Annotated in this window: 14 protein-coding genes; 7 read left to right on the top strand and 7 right to left on the bottom strand. The window is 71.6% G+C overall.

Features of this window, described 5'->3' with window-relative positions:
* Positions 1–39: 39 nt before the first annotated feature.
* The 6 genes from dacB (at position 40) to folE (ending at position 7607) form a co-directional block, all read left to right on the top strand.
* Entirely contained in the window at positions 40–1554 is a 1515-nt protein-coding gene (gene dacB / locus ACH4DX_RS32800) for a D-alanyl-D-alanine carboxypeptidase/D-alanyl-D-alanine-endopeptidase (RefSeq protein ID WP_398157758.1), read from the top strand.
* A 69-nt stretch (positions 1555–1623) separates the two neighbouring features.
* Positions 1624–2760, top strand: a complete 1137-nt coding sequence (locus ACH4DX_RS32805) for a zinc-dependent metalloprotease (RefSeq protein WP_398157759.1) — start codon at positions 1624–1626, stop codon at positions 2758–2760.
* 176 nt (positions 2761–2936) lie between these two features.
* The gene (tilS, locus tag ACH4DX_RS32810) at positions 2937–4040 is read left to right on the top strand and encodes a tRNA lysidine(34) synthetase TilS (RefSeq protein WP_398157760.1); all 1104 of its coding nucleotides are present in this window, start codon (positions 2937–2939) and stop codon (positions 4038–4040) included.
* A 45-nt stretch (positions 4041–4085) separates the two neighbouring features.
* Positions 4086–4646, top strand: coding sequence for a hypoxanthine phosphoribosyltransferase (gene hpt / locus ACH4DX_RS32815; protein ID WP_016643984.1), 561 nt, complete (start codon positions 4086–4088; stop codon positions 4644–4646).
* A 195-nt stretch (positions 4647–4841) separates the two neighbouring features.
* Complete coding sequence (gene ftsH, locus ACH4DX_RS32820) at positions 4842–6878, top strand: ATP-dependent zinc metalloprotease FtsH (RefSeq protein ID WP_398123613.1); 2037 nt, start codon at positions 4842–4844, stop codon at positions 6876–6878.
* A 123-nt stretch (positions 6879–7001) separates the two neighbouring features.
* Complete coding sequence (folE, locus tag ACH4DX_RS32825; RefSeq protein ID WP_398157761.1) at positions 7002–7607, top strand: GTP cyclohydrolase I FolE; 606 nt, start codon at positions 7002–7004, stop codon at positions 7605–7607.
* A gap of 555 nt (positions 7608–8162) precedes the next feature.
* On the opposite strand, the gene ACH4DX_RS32830 is transcribed toward folE, so the two are convergent.
* The 6 genes from ACH4DX_RS32830 to ACH4DX_RS32855 form a co-directional block, all read right to left on the bottom strand.
* Positions 8163–8651, bottom strand: coding sequence for a DUF3180 domain-containing protein (locus tag ACH4DX_RS32830; RefSeq protein ID WP_398123586.1), 489 nt, complete (start codon positions 8649–8651; stop codon positions 8163–8165).
* Between the two features lie 88 nt (positions 8652–8739).
* Positions 8740–9336 (bottom strand): 2-amino-4-hydroxy-6-hydroxymethyldihydropteridine diphosphokinase, encoded by a 597-nt coding sequence (gene folK, locus ACH4DX_RS32835; protein ID WP_398157762.1) that lies wholly within the window; start codon positions 9334–9336, stop codon positions 8740–8742.
* On the bottom strand, positions 9333–9692 hold the full coding sequence (folB, locus tag ACH4DX_RS32840; protein WP_398123584.1) for a dihydroneopterin aldolase: 360 nt from the start codon (positions 9690–9692) through the stop codon (positions 9333–9335). Before folB ends, folK begins: the two co-directional genes overlap by 4 nt.
* Before the next feature lie 231 nt (positions 9693–9923).
* Positions 9924–10511: a nuclear transport factor 2 family protein gene (locus tag ACH4DX_RS32845; protein ID WP_398123583.1), complete on the bottom strand. Its 588-nt coding sequence runs from the start codon at positions 10509–10511 to the stop codon at positions 9924–9926.
* Positions 10508–11380, bottom strand: a complete 873-nt coding sequence (folP, locus tag ACH4DX_RS32850; RefSeq protein ID WP_398157790.1) for a dihydropteroate synthase — start codon at positions 11378–11380, stop codon at positions 10508–10510. Before folP ends, ACH4DX_RS32845 begins: the two co-directional genes overlap by 4 nt.
* A gap of 153 nt (positions 11381–11533) precedes the next feature.
* Positions 11534–13384, bottom strand: a complete 1851-nt coding sequence (locus ACH4DX_RS32855; protein ID WP_398157763.1) for a phosphatidylglycerol lysyltransferase domain-containing protein — start codon at positions 13382–13384, stop codon at positions 11534–11536.
* A gap of 223 nt (positions 13385–13607) precedes the next feature.
* Between ACH4DX_RS32855 and ACH4DX_RS32860 the strand changes: the two genes are divergently transcribed.
* Positions 13608–14741: an alpha/beta hydrolase gene (locus ACH4DX_RS32860; RefSeq protein WP_398157764.1), complete on the top strand. Its 1134-nt coding sequence runs from the start codon at positions 13608–13610 to the stop codon at positions 14739–14741.
* Between the two features lie 39 nt (positions 14742–14780).
* Here the strand turns inward: ACH4DX_RS32860 and ACH4DX_RS32865 are convergent, their stop codons facing one another.
* On the bottom strand, positions 14781–15947 hold the full coding sequence (locus tag ACH4DX_RS32865; RefSeq protein WP_398157765.1) for an ABC transporter ATP-binding protein: 1167 nt from the start codon (positions 15945–15947) through the stop codon (positions 14781–14783).
* Positions 15948–15980: the final 33 nt, after the last annotated feature.

Here is a 15980-nt window from a genome sequence, read left to right on the forward strand (position 1 = left end):
CCTCACGCAGATGTGTGATCGCGAAAGGGGCAGGTCGTCGTGGACGAGCGCAAGCCTGGGCAGCAGCTTCACAAGCTGTTGGAGCTTCTGAGGCGGCTTGCCGTCAAGCCTCCCGCGAAACTCAGGACCTGGCAGCTCACGGCCGTCTCGGCCGCTGCCGGCCTCGTCGTCGCGGCCGTGGCGATCGCCGCGGCCGGCCCCTGGGACTCCTCCGGTCAGCGTACGGCCGAGCGGGACCTCGCGGCCTCCCGGGAAGCCGGGGGTGGTGTAGATCACGCCGGGCCGCCGGGCCGCGAGGCATCGGACGCGGTGCCGAGCGCCCCCGCCGTGCTCGCCGGACTCTCGCGTTCCGCCCGTACCGCCGACGGGACGGGCGCCAAGCCCCTCGCCGCCGTCCTCGACCCGCTCATGGACGACGCGAAGCTGGGGCCCGAGCGCTCCGCGGTGGTCGTGGACGCGGTCTCCGGCGAGCGCGTGTACGGCAAGGGGGCGGGGCGGGAGCTGACCCCCGCGTCCACCACGAAGATCGCCACGGCGGTCGCCGCCCTGTCCGCCCTCGGCCCCGACCACCGGCTGACCACGAAGACCGTCGTCGAGCCGGGATCCCGCCACGTCGTCCTCGTCGGCGGCGGCGACCCCACGCTCACCGCCCGCGGCGACGGCCGCTACGTGGCCGAGTCCGCGAGCCTGCGCGAGCTCGCCGACGACACCGCCGAAGCCCTCAAGAAGCGCGGCGCCGACCAGGACGTCACCCTTTCCTACGACACATCGCGCTATTCGGGACCGTCGCAGCACCCCATCGGCCCCAACGAGAACATCGCCCCCGTCAGCGCCCTCATGGCCGACGAGGGCCGCCTCGACACCTCCTCCTCGGGGACCGCGCCGCGCACCGCGGAGCCCGCGGGCGACGCCGCGCGGAACTTCGCCAACCTGCTGCGCGAACGCGGCATCGGCATCGAGGCCGACCCCGGCCCCGGCAGGGCCGGCACGACCGCCGAACACCTGGCGAGCACCCGTTCGCAGCCCCTCGCCGCCCTGGTCGAGCGGATGCTGACGCACAGCGACAACGACATCGCCGAGGCCCTGGCGCGCGAGACCGCCGTGGCCGCGGGTGAGCCCGCGAGCTTCGAGGGGGCCTCGCGGGCGGTACGGGACCGGCTCGGCAGGCTCGGCCTGCCGCTCGACGGGGCCGTGTTCGACGACGGCAGCGGCCTCGACCGGGACGACCGGCTCAGCGCACAGCTCCTCGCCGCCCTCCTGAAGCGGGCCGCCGGGCCCGGCCACCCCGAGCTGCGGTCCGTGGTCACGGGCCTGCCGGTCGCCGGATTCACCGGGACCCTGGTCGGCCGCTACCCGGAAGCGTCCGCGGGCACGGGACTCGTACGCGCCAAGACCGGCACCCTGACCGGCGTGAACAGCCTCGCAGGCACCGTGGTCGACGCGAACGGCCGCCTCCTGGTCTTCGCCTTCATGACCACCGGAACGACGGACCCCCAGGGCGCCCAGTCCACCCTGGACGCCATGGCCACGGCGCTCGCGGTCCGCGGGTCGTAGCGCGCGGGCCGGACCCACGGCGCCCCCAACCCCGGACGCGAGCCCGGCCGACCACGTACGGTTGACGGCATGACGAGCCTCGGTGGTGCGGAGATGGTCGACTGGAACCTCGCGGTGGCGACCGCGACCCGGCTCGTGCGGCCGGGCCCGGAGGTCAGCAGGGACGAGGCCCGCGCGGTGGTCGCCGAGCTGCGCAGGCACGCCAAGTCCTCGGAGGGACACGTCCGTTCGTTCACCCGGATGGGTACGGACGACATCCACGACACCCCCGTCCTCGTGGTGGACCGCGCGGGCTGGGTGCGCGCCAACGTCGCGGGCTTCCGCGAGGTGCTCAAGCCGCTCCTGGAGAAGATGAAGGACCGCCGCGGCCCCGGCCCCGGCGGCGCCGTGCTCGGCGCTGTCGGCGGCAAGGTGACGGGCGTCGAGCTCGGCATGCTGCTCTCCTTCCTGGCCTCCCGCGTCCTCGGCCAGTACGAGACCTTCGCCCCCGCCACCCGCGAGCTCCCGGCCGGCGCGAACGGCGGCGGCAGGCTCCTGCTGGTGGCGCCCAACATCGTCCACGTGGAGCGCGAACTCGACGTGGACCCGCACGACTTCAGGCTCTGGGTGTGCCTGCACGAGGAGACGCACCGCACCCAGTTCTCGTCCGTGCCGTGGCTGCGCGACCACCTCGAGGGCGAGATCCAGGCCTTCCTCGGCGAGACCGACGTCGACCCGATGACGGTCCTGGAGCGCATCAGGGAGGCCGCCCAGTCGCTGGCGGGCAGCCGCTCCGACGGCGCGGAGGACGAGGACGCCGCGGCCGACGGCGGCCGCTCCTTCGTGGAGATCGTCCAGACCCCGGCACAGCGCGAGATCCTGGCCCGCCTGACCGCCGTCATGTCCCTGCTCGAAGGCCACGCGGACTACGTCATGGACGGCGTCGGACCCGACGTCGTACCGTCCGTCAGCGAGATCAGGGAGAAGTTCAAGGAGCGCCGCAGGCGCGGCGCGGGACGCCTCGACCAGGCGCTGCGCAAACTGCTCGGCCTGGACGCGAAGCTGCGGCAGTACCGCGACGGCGAGCGGTTCGTGCGGGCGGTCGTGGACGAGGTCGGCATGGACGGCTTCAACCGCGTGTGGACCTCCCCGAACACGCTGCCCACCAAGGCCGAGATCGCCAAACCGGCGGACTGGGTCGCACGGATGCACCCCAGGGCGGACTGAGCGAACCGGTGCGGCCGACGGCAGGAGAACGCCTCCGCAATCACCCGTCCGAGGGACCGTGAGCCGTGGGTGGGCGTGCGATGCTCGGGTAATGGCTCGGCTCTGTCACGATCGACACACTCTGAGTGACTGAACTGAGGCTCACCCCCCGAACTTCATGAAGGGAACCAACCGGAATGGGTCCCCATCCTGCGGTCGCGGCGATACGCCTGGCGGTCCGCCGCGTGCTCCACGACGTACTGACCGACACCGCCGCGCACCGCGAGCTCACCCCGTCGCGCTCCGCGCCCCCCGACGGCAACCCCCGCCCCCCTCAGCAGACCCCCCTGGAGCCCCTGACCCCGCAGGGCTTCGCGCACGAGCCGCCCCCGCCGCTCGTGCTCGTGGCGTGCTCCGGCGGCGCCGACTCCATGGCCCTCGCGTCGGCACTCGCGTTCGAGGCCCCCAAGCTCGGCATCCGTGCCGGCGCGGTGACCGTCGACCACGGCTTGCAGCCCGGCTCCGACCTGCGCGCCGCCGAGGTCGTCACCCGGATGACCGCGCTCGGCCTCGACCCCATCGAATCCCTGGTGGTGCACGTCGGCCGGGACGGCGGCCCCGAGGCCGCCGCCCGCGACGCGCGCTACGCCGCCCTCGACGAAGCGGCCGAACGCCACGGCGCCGCCGCCGTGCTGCTCGGCCACACCCGCGACGACCAGGCCGAGACGGTGCTGCTCGGGCTCGCCCGCGGCTCCGGCATCCGCTCGCTCTCCGGGATGGCCGCGGTCTCGGGGGCCGGCGGCCGCTACCGCAGACCCTTCCTGCACCTCGACCGCCAGACCGCCCGCAAGGCCTGCATGGTCCAGTCGCTGCCGGTCTGGGACGACCCGCACAACGCCGACCCGGCCTACACCCGCTCACGCCTGCGGCACGAAGGCCTGCCCGCCCTGGAGAAGGCGCTCGGCAAAGGCGTCGTGGAGGCCCTCGCGCGCACCGCGCAGCTCTCCCGCGACGACGCCGACGCGCTCGACGCCTGGGCCGCGCAGGCCGAGCCGTCGGTGCGGGACGCCACCGGCGTGCTCGAGTGCGCCAAGCTGTACGCGCTGCCGCCCGCGGTGCGCCGCCGCATCGTGCGCCGTGCGGCCATCGGGGCGGGTGCCCCCGCGGGCGCGCTGTTCGCCCGGCACATCGAAGAGGTGGACCGGTTGATCACGGCCTGGCGGGGCCAGGGCGCCATCAATCTCCCGGGCAAAGTCGTCGCACGGCGGCAGGGTGGCAGACTGGTCATCCGGCAAGGCTGACCCGGGACTGTTTTTCCCGACCGGCCGGTGGGACGACCGAAAGTGATGCGGGTGGACGCGAAAGACATGGGCACCGACCTCCAGTCGGTGCTCATCACCAAGGAAGAGATCGACGCGAAGCTGGCCGAGCTGGCCGCGAAGATCGACGCGGAGTACGCGGGCAAGGACCTCCTGATCGTCGGCGTGCTGAAGGGCGCCGTGATGGTCATGGCGGACCTGGCGCGCGCGCTGTCCACGCCGCTCACGATGGACTGGATGGCGGTGTCCTCGTACGGCGCCGGCACGCAGTCCTCCGGCGTGGTCCGCATCCTCAAGGACCTCGACACCGACATCAAGGGACGCCACGTCCTGATCGTCGAGGACATCATCGACTCGGGCCTGACGCTGTCGTGGCTGCTCTCCAACCTCGGCTCGCGCGAGCCCGCGTCCCTCAAGGTGTGCACGCTCCTGCGCAAGCCCGAGGCGGCGAAGGTCGCCATCGACGTGGAGTGGGTCGGCTTCGACATCCCGAACGAGTTCGTCGTCGGGTACGGCCTGGACTACGCCGAGAAGTACCGCAACCTGCCGTTCGTCGGCACCCTCGCCCCGCACGTCTACGGGGGCTGACGACTTGCGCCGGGCACTCCGGGCGGAGTAGGACGCCCGGGAACCCTCAGCCGTTTCCCGCCGTTGGAGCATGCGAAGGCGGTACAGGCAGCCGTCCCGTGCGGCTTCGGGTCACAATGCTGGGGTACCGTCCGAAGAACAGTCTTTATCAAACTCACTATGGCAGGAGGTACGGAGCGCCATCGCTCCGTGTGGATGGACGTGAAGCGATACTTCCGTGGGCCAGTCATGTGGATCGTGCTGGCCGTCCTTGCCGTGGTCGTGTTGATGCAGGTCGTCGGTTCGTCCGGCGGCTACAAGACGGTGGACACCGGCCAGGTCGTGCAGGCCATCGACGACAACAAGGTCGAATCGGCCAAGCTCACGACCGGTGACGATCACACCATCAAGGTGGAGCTCAAGGACGGCCAGAAGGTCAAGGGCAGCAGCAAGATCCAGGCGAGCTACATCGGCGACCAGGGCGTCGAAGTCGCCAAGATGCTGCAAGCCAAATACGAGGACAAGCAGATCCCGGACGGTTACACCGTCTCCCCGTCGAAGCAGAACCCCTTCGTCGGCATCCTGCTGTCCCTCCTCCCCTTTGTTCTCATCGTCGTCGTCTTCCTGTTCCTGATGAATCAGATGCAGGGTGGCGGCAGCCGGGTCATGAACTTCGGCAAGTCCAAGGCGAAGCTCATCACCAAGGACACCCCGAAGACGACGTTCAGCGACGTCGCGGGTTCCGACGAAGCGGTCGAGGAACTCCACGAGATCAAGGAGTTCCTCCAGGAGCCGGCGAAGTTCCAGGCCGTCGGCGCCAAGATCCCCAAGGGCGTGCTGCTGTACGGCCCGCCGGGAACGGGCAAGACGCTCCTCGCGCGCGCGGTCGCGGGCGAGGCGGGCGTGCCGTTCTACTCCATCTCGGGTTCCGACTTCGTCGAGATGTTCGTCGGTGTCGGTGCCTCCCGTGTGCGTGACCTCTTCGAGCAGGCCAAGGCGAACGCCCCGGCGATCGTCTTCGTCGACGAGATCGACGCGGTCGGCCGCCACCGCGGCGCCGGCCTCGGCGGCGGTCACGACGAGCGCGAGCAGACGCTCAACCAGCTGCTCGTCGAGATGGACGGCTTCGACGTGAAGGGCGGCGTCATCCTGATCGCCGCCACGAACCGGCCCGACATCCTCGACCCGGCCCTCCTGCGCCCCGGACGCTTCGACCGGCAGATCGCCGTCGACCGCCCGGACATGCAGGGCCGTCTGGAGATCCTCAAGGTTCACCAGAAGGGCAAGCCGGTCGCGCCGGACGTCGACCTGGGCGCCGTCGCGCGGCGCACGCCGGGCTTCACCGGCGCCGACCTGAGCAACGTCCTCAACGAGGCCGCCCTGCTCACCGCGCGCAGCAACCAGAAGCTGATCGACAACCACATGCTGGACGAGGCCATCGACCGCGTCGTGGCGGGCCCGCAGAAGCGGACCCGGATCATGTCCGACAAGGAAAAGAAGATCACCGCGTACCACGAGGGCGGTCACGCCCTGGTCGCGGCGGCCTCCCCCAACGCGGACCCGGTCCACAAGATCACGATCCTGTCGCGCGGACGTGCCCTCGGCTACACCATGGTCCTGCCGGACGAGGACAAGTACTCGACCACGCGCAACGAGATGCTCGACCAGCTCGCGTACATGCTGGGCGGGCGCGCGGCCGAGGAACTGGTCTTCCACGACCCGACCACCGGTGCCGCCAACGACATCGAGAAGGCCACGGCCACCGCTCGCGCGATGGTCACGCAGTACGGCATGACCGAGCGTCTCGGCGCGATCAAGTTCGGCGGCGACAACACGGAGCCGTTCCTCGGCCGCGAGATGGGCCACCAGAGGGACTACTCCGAAGAGGTCGCGGCGCTGGTCGACGAAGAGGTCAAGAAGCTCATCGAGACCGCGCACAACGAGGCCTGGGAGATCCTGGTCGAGAACCGCGACGTCCTCGACAACCTGGTCCTCCAGCTCCTGGAGCGGGAGACGCTGAACAAGGAGGAGATCGCGGAGATCTTCGCCCCCATCGTCAAGCGTCCGGCCCGGCCGGCCTGGACGGGCTCCACGCGGCGTACGCCGTCGACGCGCCCGCCGGTGCTCTCGCCCAAGGAGCTCTCGCTGACCAACGGTGCGAACGGCGCCACCCCCGCGGTGACCGCCGGCACGGCCGGTACGGGTGAGACGAAGGGCGTCGAGGTGGCTCCGGAGGACCGCCCCGAGAGCTGACTCCTGCCCGTCCCGGGCGTCTCACCAGGCCCGGAATGGATGCCGCGCCCCCCAGGTTCTAGCCTGGGGGGCGCGGCTCTTTTCGGCCCCCCGCATGACACAGGAACCAGGAACGAGGCACAGATGACCGACCCCGTGACGCTGGACGGCGAAGGCTCGATCGGCGAGTTCGACGAGAAGCGGGCCGAGAACGCCGTGCGCGAGCTGCTCATCGCGGTCGGTGAGGATCCGGAACGCGAGGGCCTGCGGGAGACGCCGGGGCGGGTGGCGCGGGCGTACCGCGAGATATTCGCCGGTCTGTGGCAGAAGCCCGAGGACGTTCTGACGACGACGTTCGACCTGGGGCACGACGAGATGGTCCTGGTGAAGGACATCGAGGTCATGAGTTCCTGCGAGCACCATCTGGTGCCCTTCGTCGGCGTCGCCCACGTCGGCTACATCCCGTCCCAGGACGGCAAGATCACCGGTCTCTCCAAGCTGGCCAGGCTCGTGGACGTCTACGCCCGCCGACCGCAGGTCCAGGAGCGGCTCACCACCCAGATCGCGGACTCCCTGATGCAGATACTGGAGCCGCGGGGGGTCATCGTCGTCGTCGAGTGCGAGCACATGTGCATGACGATGCGGGGGGTTCGCAAGCCCGGGGCGAAGACCATCACCTCGGCGGTGCGGGGGCAGTTGCGGGCTCCCGCTACGCGGAACGAGGCGATGAGTTTGATTATGGCGCGCTAGGCGCTGGGTGCTTCGCGCTGGGCGGTGGCGGGGGGTTCGCGCTGCGCGCTCGTCCTCAGGCGCCGGACGGGCTTGATCTTCGCGCTGCGCGCTTGTCCTCAAGCGCCGGACCGGCTTGATCTTCGCGCTGCGCGCTCGTCCTCAAGCGCCGGACGGGCTGGATGTGCTGCGCGCTCGTCCTCGAGTGGCGGACCGGCTTGATCTTTGTGCTGCGCGCTTGTCCTCAAGCGCCGGACGGGCTGAGTCTGCTGCGGGCTTGTCCTTGAGTGGCGGACCGGCTTGATCGTCGCGCTGCGCGCTTGTCCTCAAGCGCCGGACGGGCTGAGTCTGCTGCGGGCTCGTCCTTAAGTGGCGGACGGGCTGGATTTGCCGCGCGCTCGTCCTCTAGTGGCGGACGGCTGGATTTGCTGCGGGCCCTAGCTCGCGTGGCGGGCGGGCTGGATTCGCTGCGGGCCCGAGCGCGCGTGGCGGGCGGGCTGGGTTTGGTGCGGCTCGTGCTCGTGTGGCGGGCGGGCTGGGCATGCTGCGGGTCCGGGCTCGCGTGAGTGGGAGGGGTCATGCTGCGGGGGCTGTGCCGCCGTGTTCGTCGTTGCCGTCTTCCGGGAGTTTGCAGACCCGCTCGAGGAAGAACGCGGCCGCTATGACGCCGATGCCCGCGAGGACCGAGAAGCCGGCGTAGTACGCCTGGTCGCGGCGGGCGGGGATGTCCAGGAACTCCAGCATAAAGACGCCCACGCCGCCGTACATCCCGCAGACCAGGGCCGCGACCAGCGCGCTGGCCTGGCCGAAGACGACGGCGCGGGCGGCCATCAGCGGCTCGACGCCCTTCGCCCCGGGCCGCCGCTCGCGCTGGGCGCGCAGCCGGGCGCGCAGCGAGATCGCCGTGGCCAGCAGGACCACGGCGATCAGGGCGAGGACGATGGGCGCGGCGAGGGGCACGCGCGGCAGCGTGCCCACGGAGTCCCACAGCCGGGCCGCGGCCCAGGACAGCACCCCGGCGACGGCGAAGAGGCCCGCCAGCATCCCCACGCGCAGTTGCTTCATTCCGGCGGTCGCCCCTCAGTCCTGTCCGTGCCTGTTGCCTGCCGGGTGCGTCCCTGGCCTGCTGTGTGGTCCCTGTGGACCCTAACGACTACTCGGGCAGCCGGAGTTCCAGATCGGTGCGCGGCGCGACACCCTCGCGGGTGATGTCGTCGAGCAGCCGGGCGACGGGCCCGTGCCCGGCGAGCTGCGCCTCCGGCTCGACGTCGTGCCACGGGGCGAGCACGAAGGCCCGCTCGTGCGCCCGCGGGTGCGGCAGCGTGAGCACCGGGTCGTCCGAGACCACGTCGGCGTACGCGACGATGTCCACGTCGATCGTGCGCGGGCCCCAGCGCTCGTCCCGTACGCGGTGGAAGGCCTCCTCCACGGCCTGTGCCCGCTCCAGGAGCGAGGCCGGGGGGAGCGTGGTGCGCACGACCACCACGGCGTTGAAGTAGGCGGGCTGGGAGCCGGGCTCGACGCCCCAGGGCTCCGTCTCGTACACCGGGGAGACCGCCTTGACCCGTAGGCCCGGGGTGTCCTCCAGGGCGTCCACGGCCCCCTGGAGGGTCTCCAGGCGGTTGCCCAGGTTCGACCCCAGGGAGATCACGGCGCGCCGCGGGTTGGACAGCGTCGTGTCGGCGGCGTCCACCTGCTCCACGACGGACGTGGGCACCGGCTGGACGGTGGGGTCGCTGTGGGGGGTCATACGCGGCTCCGGGTGATGGTGACGGTCACGTCGTCGAACGGGACGGTGATCGGGGCGTCCGGTTTGTGCACCGTGACCTCGACTTCCAGGAGTCCCTCGTGCTTCAGGCAGGCCTGGGCGATGCGCTCGGAGAGCGTCTCGATGAGGTTCACCGGCTCGCCCTCGACGACGGCCACGACCTCCTCCGCCACGATGCCGTAGTGCACGGTCTTCGCCAGGTCGTCGTCGGCCGCGGCCGCACGGGTGTCCAGGCCCAGGACCAGGTCCACGATGAAGGTCTGGCCCTCCTCGCGCTCCCGCGGGTACACACCGTGGTGCCCGCGGGCCTTCAGGCCACGCAGCGCGACACGATCCACGCGAATCACTCCTGACAGTCGTCGGTAACGGCCGGTCCTGCCGTGTGCGGTCGGCACACCGGCCTCGATCGAATCTACCTGCGGGCACCGACAGTGTTCGCCCGCGGGGCTGCCGGACGGCCCTTCCCCGCGGGCTCGCGGGTGTCCCTACCCACTCGGACGCGGTCGGCCACCCCTCTCGGCGAGGTGTCCTGCCGCTCCGGACGGCGCGCGTCCGCCCGGCCCGGCGGCTCAGGAGGGGGTGTCGTCGTCCTCGTCGTCGCCGCTCTCGGCGAGCACCGGTGACGCGTGGTGCGACCACAGCTTCCAGCCGTCGGGTGTGCGCCGGAACACGTTCGTGGCGACCACGAGCTGCCCCACGAGAGGGCCCAGCTCGTCGCCGCCCTGCGGCGCGGGACCGCCGCTGAGGATGTTCTCCGTACAGGTCACCAGGGCGGTGTCGCCGGCCACGCAGACCCGCAGGTCGGTGAGGAAGAACTGGATGTACTCGGTGTTGGCCATGATCAGCGCGTACGACCTCAGGACCTCGCCGCGCCCCGTGAGCACCGGCCAGCCCGGGTGGACGCAGGAGATGGCGGGCCCCTCCGAGGCCGGTTCCGGGTCGCCGTCGTCCTCGGGGTCCGCCTCCGGCAGGCCGAGGTCGCGGACCGTGCCGGGGCCGCCCGTCTCCGGTGTCTCGCTGTAGGTGTCCGCGTCGTCGAGGTCCGCGGCGTCGAGCCACAGGTCCGACACGCCGTCGAAGTCGCCCCGCTCCAGCGCTTCGTAGAAGGCGGTGTTGGCGAGCTCGACCTGCTCGACGTCCGTCTGCGCGCGCGTCACTGAGCGCCAGCCTCCCCGGAAGCGTCCGGTCCGGCGCCGTCGCCGGCACCGCTGTACCCCCCGTGGCCGGGCGCCGCCGCGTCGGTGACGGCCTGCGCCACCCGTACCGCGTCCGCCGTGGCCCGCACCTCGTGCACGCGCACCGCCCAGGCGCCCTGGTGCGCCGCGAGCGCGGACACCGCGGCCGTCGCGGCGTCCCGCTCGCGCGCGGGCGGCGGGGACCCCTGCGGACCCGCGAGGACCCGGCCGAGGAACCTCTTGCGGGACGCGGCGACCAGGACGGGGCGGCCGAGCGTGCGGAGCCGGTCGAGGCGGGCGAGCAGTGCCAGGTCGTGCTCGGCGTTCTTGGAGAAGCCGAGGCCCGGGTCGACGACGATCCGCTCCGGGGCGATGCCCCCCGCGACCGCCGCCTCCACGCGCGCGTGGAGTTCGTCGACGACTTCGGAGACGACGTCCTCGTACACGGGCCGGGCGTGGATGTCGGTGAGGAAGCCGCGCCAGTGCATGACCACGAAGGGGGCCTGCGCGGCCGCCACGGCGGGCACCATGCCGGGGTCGGCGAGGCCTCCGGAGACGTCGTTCACGAGCGCGGCGCCCGCCGCGAGCGCCTGCCGCGCCACGCGGGCGCGCATGGTGTCCACGGAGACCGTGACGCCCTCGGCCGCGAGACCGCGGACGACGGGGACGACGCGCCGCAGCTCCTCCTCCTCGTCCACGCGCGCGGCGCCCGGCCGGGTCGACTCACCGCCGACGTCGACGAGGTCGGCGCCCTGGGCGACGAGGTCGATGCCGTGCTTGACGGCGGCCGTGGTGTCGAACCAGCGCCCGCCGTCGGAGAACGAGTCGGGGGTCACGTTCACGACCCCCATGACGGCACAGCGGTCCCACCGGGGGAGTCCCTCCACCGTGCCCCCGGCGTCCCCGCGCCGCCCGCCGCCGCCCCCGGGCGGGATACGCAGCCCGTCCTCGCTGTCCCCGCGCAACGTACTCATGCCTCAAGCCTAGGCCCGCGCGGGCTGCCGCTACGCCGCGCGGACCTCACGCTCGGCGGTGTGCGCCGACCGGTGCGGGCAGGGGCGGCGCTGCGCGGTGGCGCGGCGCAGGAAACGCGGCAGCGCGAACGTGACGAAGCCTTCCGCCTGCATCGCGGCGAAACCGATCCGCGGCAGGTCGCGGCTCGAGCGGTAAACCACGAAGCGGGGCTCCCAGCGCGGCCGGAACTTCGCGTTGAACTTGTACAGCGACTCGATCTGGAACCAGCGCGAGAGGAACACCAGGAGCCCGCGCCAGGCGCGCAGGACCGGGCCCGCGCCCAGCTTCTCGCCGCGGGCGAGCGCCGCGCGGAACATCGCGAAGTTCAGCGACACGCGGGTGATGCCGAGCTTCGGCGCGGCTTGCAGCGCGGCGACGATGAGGAGTTCGTTCATCCCCGGGTCGGCCGACCTGTCGCGGCGCATCAGGTCGAGCGAGACACCGTCCCGCCCCCACGGCACGAAGTGCAGTACGGCCTTCAAGTCGCCGTAGGGACCGGCCTTCTCGTCGGCCTTGTGGGCCGTCGCGATCAGGCAGTCGCCGTCGTCCGGGTCGCCGATGCGGCCGAGCGCCATGGAGAAGCCGCGCTCGGTGTCGGTGCCGCGCCAGTCCTCGGCGGCGCGCTGGATGCGGTCGAGCTCCTTCTCCCCGAGGTCACGGATGCGCCGCACGCGCGTCTCGTAGCCATTGCGCTCGATCCGCTTGACCATCTGGCGCACGTTGCGCATCGCGCGCCCGGACAGGGAGAAATCCGCGACATCCACCACCGCCTCGTCGCCGAGCTCCAGGGCGTCGAGGCCGGTCTCGCGGGTCCAGACCTCACCGCCGGTCTCGGAGCAGCCCATGACGGCCGGGGTCCAGGAGTGCGCCTTGGCCTCGTCCATGAAGCGCTCGATGGCGCCGGGCCAGGCCTCCACGTCGCCGACGGGGTCGCCCGAAGCGAGCATCACGCCGGACACCACGCGGTAGGTGACGGCGGCCTTGCCGCTGGGGGAGAAGACGACGCCCTTGTCGCGGCGGAGCGCGAAGTGGCCGAGGGAGTCGCGGCCGCCGTGCCGTGCGAGCAGCTCGCGCAGTCGGCTCTCGTCGTCCTCGGTGAGGCGTGCGGCCGGGTGCTCGGGGCGGAAGGCCAGGTAGATGGTGGTGAGCGCGGTCAGCATGCCGAGGGTGCCGAGGGAGACGCCGACCGTCCAGGAGGTGCGGCCGGTGTAGCCGACGGGCCCCTCGAAGCCGAACAGGCCGTACAGGACGTGCGCGAGGCGGTCGGTGAGGCCCGGGTCGCCGACGACCTTGTCCGGGTGCACGCTGACGATGACGAGGCCGAGCGCGATGGAACCGGCCCCGAGGAGAACGAAGTTGGCCAGTGCCCGCCAGCGGCTGCGCGGGTCCGGCAGCGCGGCGAACTCGGTGCGGTGCCGCAGCAGCAGGGCCAGGAGCCCCAGCGAGATCGCGGCGCCGATGAACGAGTGGCGGTACGCGAACTGCGCCACCGCGCCCGCGGGCAGCAGCACCACCGCGGCCCGCCAGGCGCGCCGCTTGTGCCGCCGCAGCCCGTGCGCGAGCAGGAGCAGCAGGACGCCGCAGCTCAGCGCGAGGGCGGCGGCGAAGGGGCCGAGCGCGCCCGGCAGGACTTCGGCGAAGGTGTGCAGGCGGCTGTGCCGGAAGCGCGGGAAGACGGCCGCCGCGACGTTCAGGAGGCCCACGAGGGCGCAGATTCTGGCGGCGAGGACCGGGACGGCCTCGGGGCGGGGGCCGCGCAGGATCCGGCGCAGCCGGCCGTCGCCGCTGCCCTGGCCTCCTGGAACCGCACCCGATATTTCGCCATCTATCCTGACAGACATCGCATCCCGTAGTTCTGCGAGAGAGCTTTGATCACGGTGCCAAAGGTGGCATCCGGTGATATTGCGCCCTCTAGGACGGTCCTTCGGGGAGAGGGGTTCACTCCCCTCCGAAAAACCGGTGGAAAGCTGGCGGAAAGTATGGCTCGGGCCGCATCCCGGGATTCCGCCCTCCGCGCCGGCCATCGAGGGGCGGACAGGCAGAAAGCACAGGCAGGATCACCCCATGGGTCTCACGAGCAACAAGGTGCTGGCACTTGCCGTAGTGCTGGCCGTGCTGCTGTTCATCGGCACGGTCTGGCTGTGGCCGCGCCTGGCCCGCCGCAGCTGGCGGGCGGTCAGCGGGCGCGTCGGGCTGCTGCTCGCCACACAGCTCGCGATCTTCGCGTCGGTCGGCCTCGCGGCCAACCAGGCGTTCGGCTTCTACGCCACCTGGGCCGACCTCTTCGGCCAGGAGACGGCGCAGGGCGTGGTCGTCGACCACGACGCCATGAAGGGCGAGAAGGGCCCGGTCCGGGTCGTCGACACCCAGTCCGTCGACGTACCCGGAGGCGGCATCCCGCGGCTCGGCGGACAGATCCAGAAGATCGACATCCAGGGCCGCAACTCCAGGATCGCCAGCCCTGCCTACGTGTACCTGCCGCCCGAGTACTTCCAGCCGCAGTTCAAGCACCGCACCTTCCCCGCGGCCGCCGTCCTGACCGGCTACCCCGGCACCGCCGAGGCGCTCATCAAGGGCCTGCACTACCCGCAGACCGCCCACAAGCAGACCAAGGACGGCAAGATGCAGCCGATGATCCTGGTCATGCTGCGGCCCACGGTGGCGCCGCCCAGGGACACCGAGTGCGTGGACATCCCCGGCGGCCCGCAGTCCGAGACGTTCTTCGCCAAGGACCTCCCCGGCGCCGTCAGCGACCACTACCGCGTCGCGAGGAAGGCCGACAGCTGGGGCATCATCGGCGACTCCACCGGCGGCTACTGCGCCCTGAAGATCGCCATGCACCACCCCCGCGCGTACGGCGCCGCCGTCGGCCTCTCGGCCTACTACAAGGCCGCGCAGGACGTGACGACCGGCAACCTCTTCCACGGCGACAAGGAGCGGGAACGCCGCGCGAACCTGCTCTGGTACCTCGACCACATGCCGCCGCCCAAGACCTCCCTGCTCGTCACGACCAGCAGGAAGGGCGAGGGCAACTACAAGGACACCAAGAAGTTCATCGAGAAGGTCAAGTCCCCCACCCGGGTCTCGTCGATCACCCTCGACAGCGGCGGCCACAACTTCAACACCTGGCGGCGCGAGATCCCGGCGTCCCTGGTGTGGATGAGCGGGCGGCTGACCGGCGGCTCGGACGTGCGCTGAGCCCCTGGGACGTGCGCTGAGCCCGGTACGGGGCGGCGGTCACGCCCCGGCCACCGACGCCACCGTCTCCAGGTCGACGTCCTCGCGCGCGATGTCCCGCGCGTCGGCCGCCGTCGAGCGGCGCAGCGCCTCGTGCAGCCGGGCCGGGGTCAGGACGCCGAGGAAGCGGCCCTCGCTGCGCTCGTCGATGACCGCGATCCAGCCCGCGTCGTGCTGGAGCATCGTCGAGAACGCCTGCTTCAGGCTGGCGCCGACCGGCAGCCACGCCTCCATGCGGCGGGCGTGCTCGCGCACCGTGCCGGTGCCCTCGCGCGCGTGCTCGGCGGAGATCCAGCCGTGCAGGTTGTTCTCGCCGTCCAGGACGACGGCCCAGCGGGCGCTTGCCCCTTGGAGGTCCTTGGGCAGCGGGTCGTCCAGGTGCACCACCGGCGGCTGCTCCAGGTCGCCCTCCTCGATGGGCGTCACGGAGAGCCGCTTCAATCCCCGGTCCGCGCCCACGAAGTCGGCGACGTACTCGGTGGCGGGCGCGCCGAGGACGGTGGAGGGGGTGTCGAACTGCTCGACGCGGCCCTGCCCGTAGACCGCGATGCGGTCACCGAGGCGGACGGCCTCCTCGATGTCGTGTGTGACGAACAACACGGTCTTGCGGACGGCCTGCTGCAAGCGGAGGAACTCGTTCTGCAAATGCTCGCGCACCACGGGGTCGACCGCTCCGAACGGCTCGTCCATCAGCAGGACGGGCGGATCGGCCGCCAGCGCCCTGGCCACGCCGACGCGTTGGCGCTGGCCCCCGGAGAGCTGCTCGGGATAGCGGTCGCCGAACGTCGCGGGGTCGAGGCCGACGAGGTCCAGGAGCTCGGCGGCGCGCTCGCGGGCCTTCGCGCGCTTCACACCGAGCAGGTGCGGGACGGTCGCGGTGTTGTCCAGGACCGTCTTGTGCGGGAAGAGGCCGACCTGCTGGATGACATAGCCGATTCGGCGGCGGAGTCGGACGGGGTCGATTCCGGATATGTCCTCGCCGTCGAGGAATATCCGTCCCTCGGTCGGCTCGATGAGCCGGTTCACCATTTTCATCGTCGTGGTCTTGCCGCAGCCCGACGGGCCCACGAGCGTGACCAGTTCACCCTCCGCCACCTCGAAGGACAGGTCGTCGACGGCTGTCGTACCGTCCGCGTACCGCTTGGTCACGTTCTCGAACCGGATCATGATTCCCCATTGTGGCGCGTGTTCTGTGAAGAC

Source organism: Streptomyces sp. NPDC017940 (assembly GCF_044328435.1).
GTDB lineage: Bacteria > Actinomycetota > Actinomycetes > Streptomycetales > Streptomycetaceae > Streptomyces.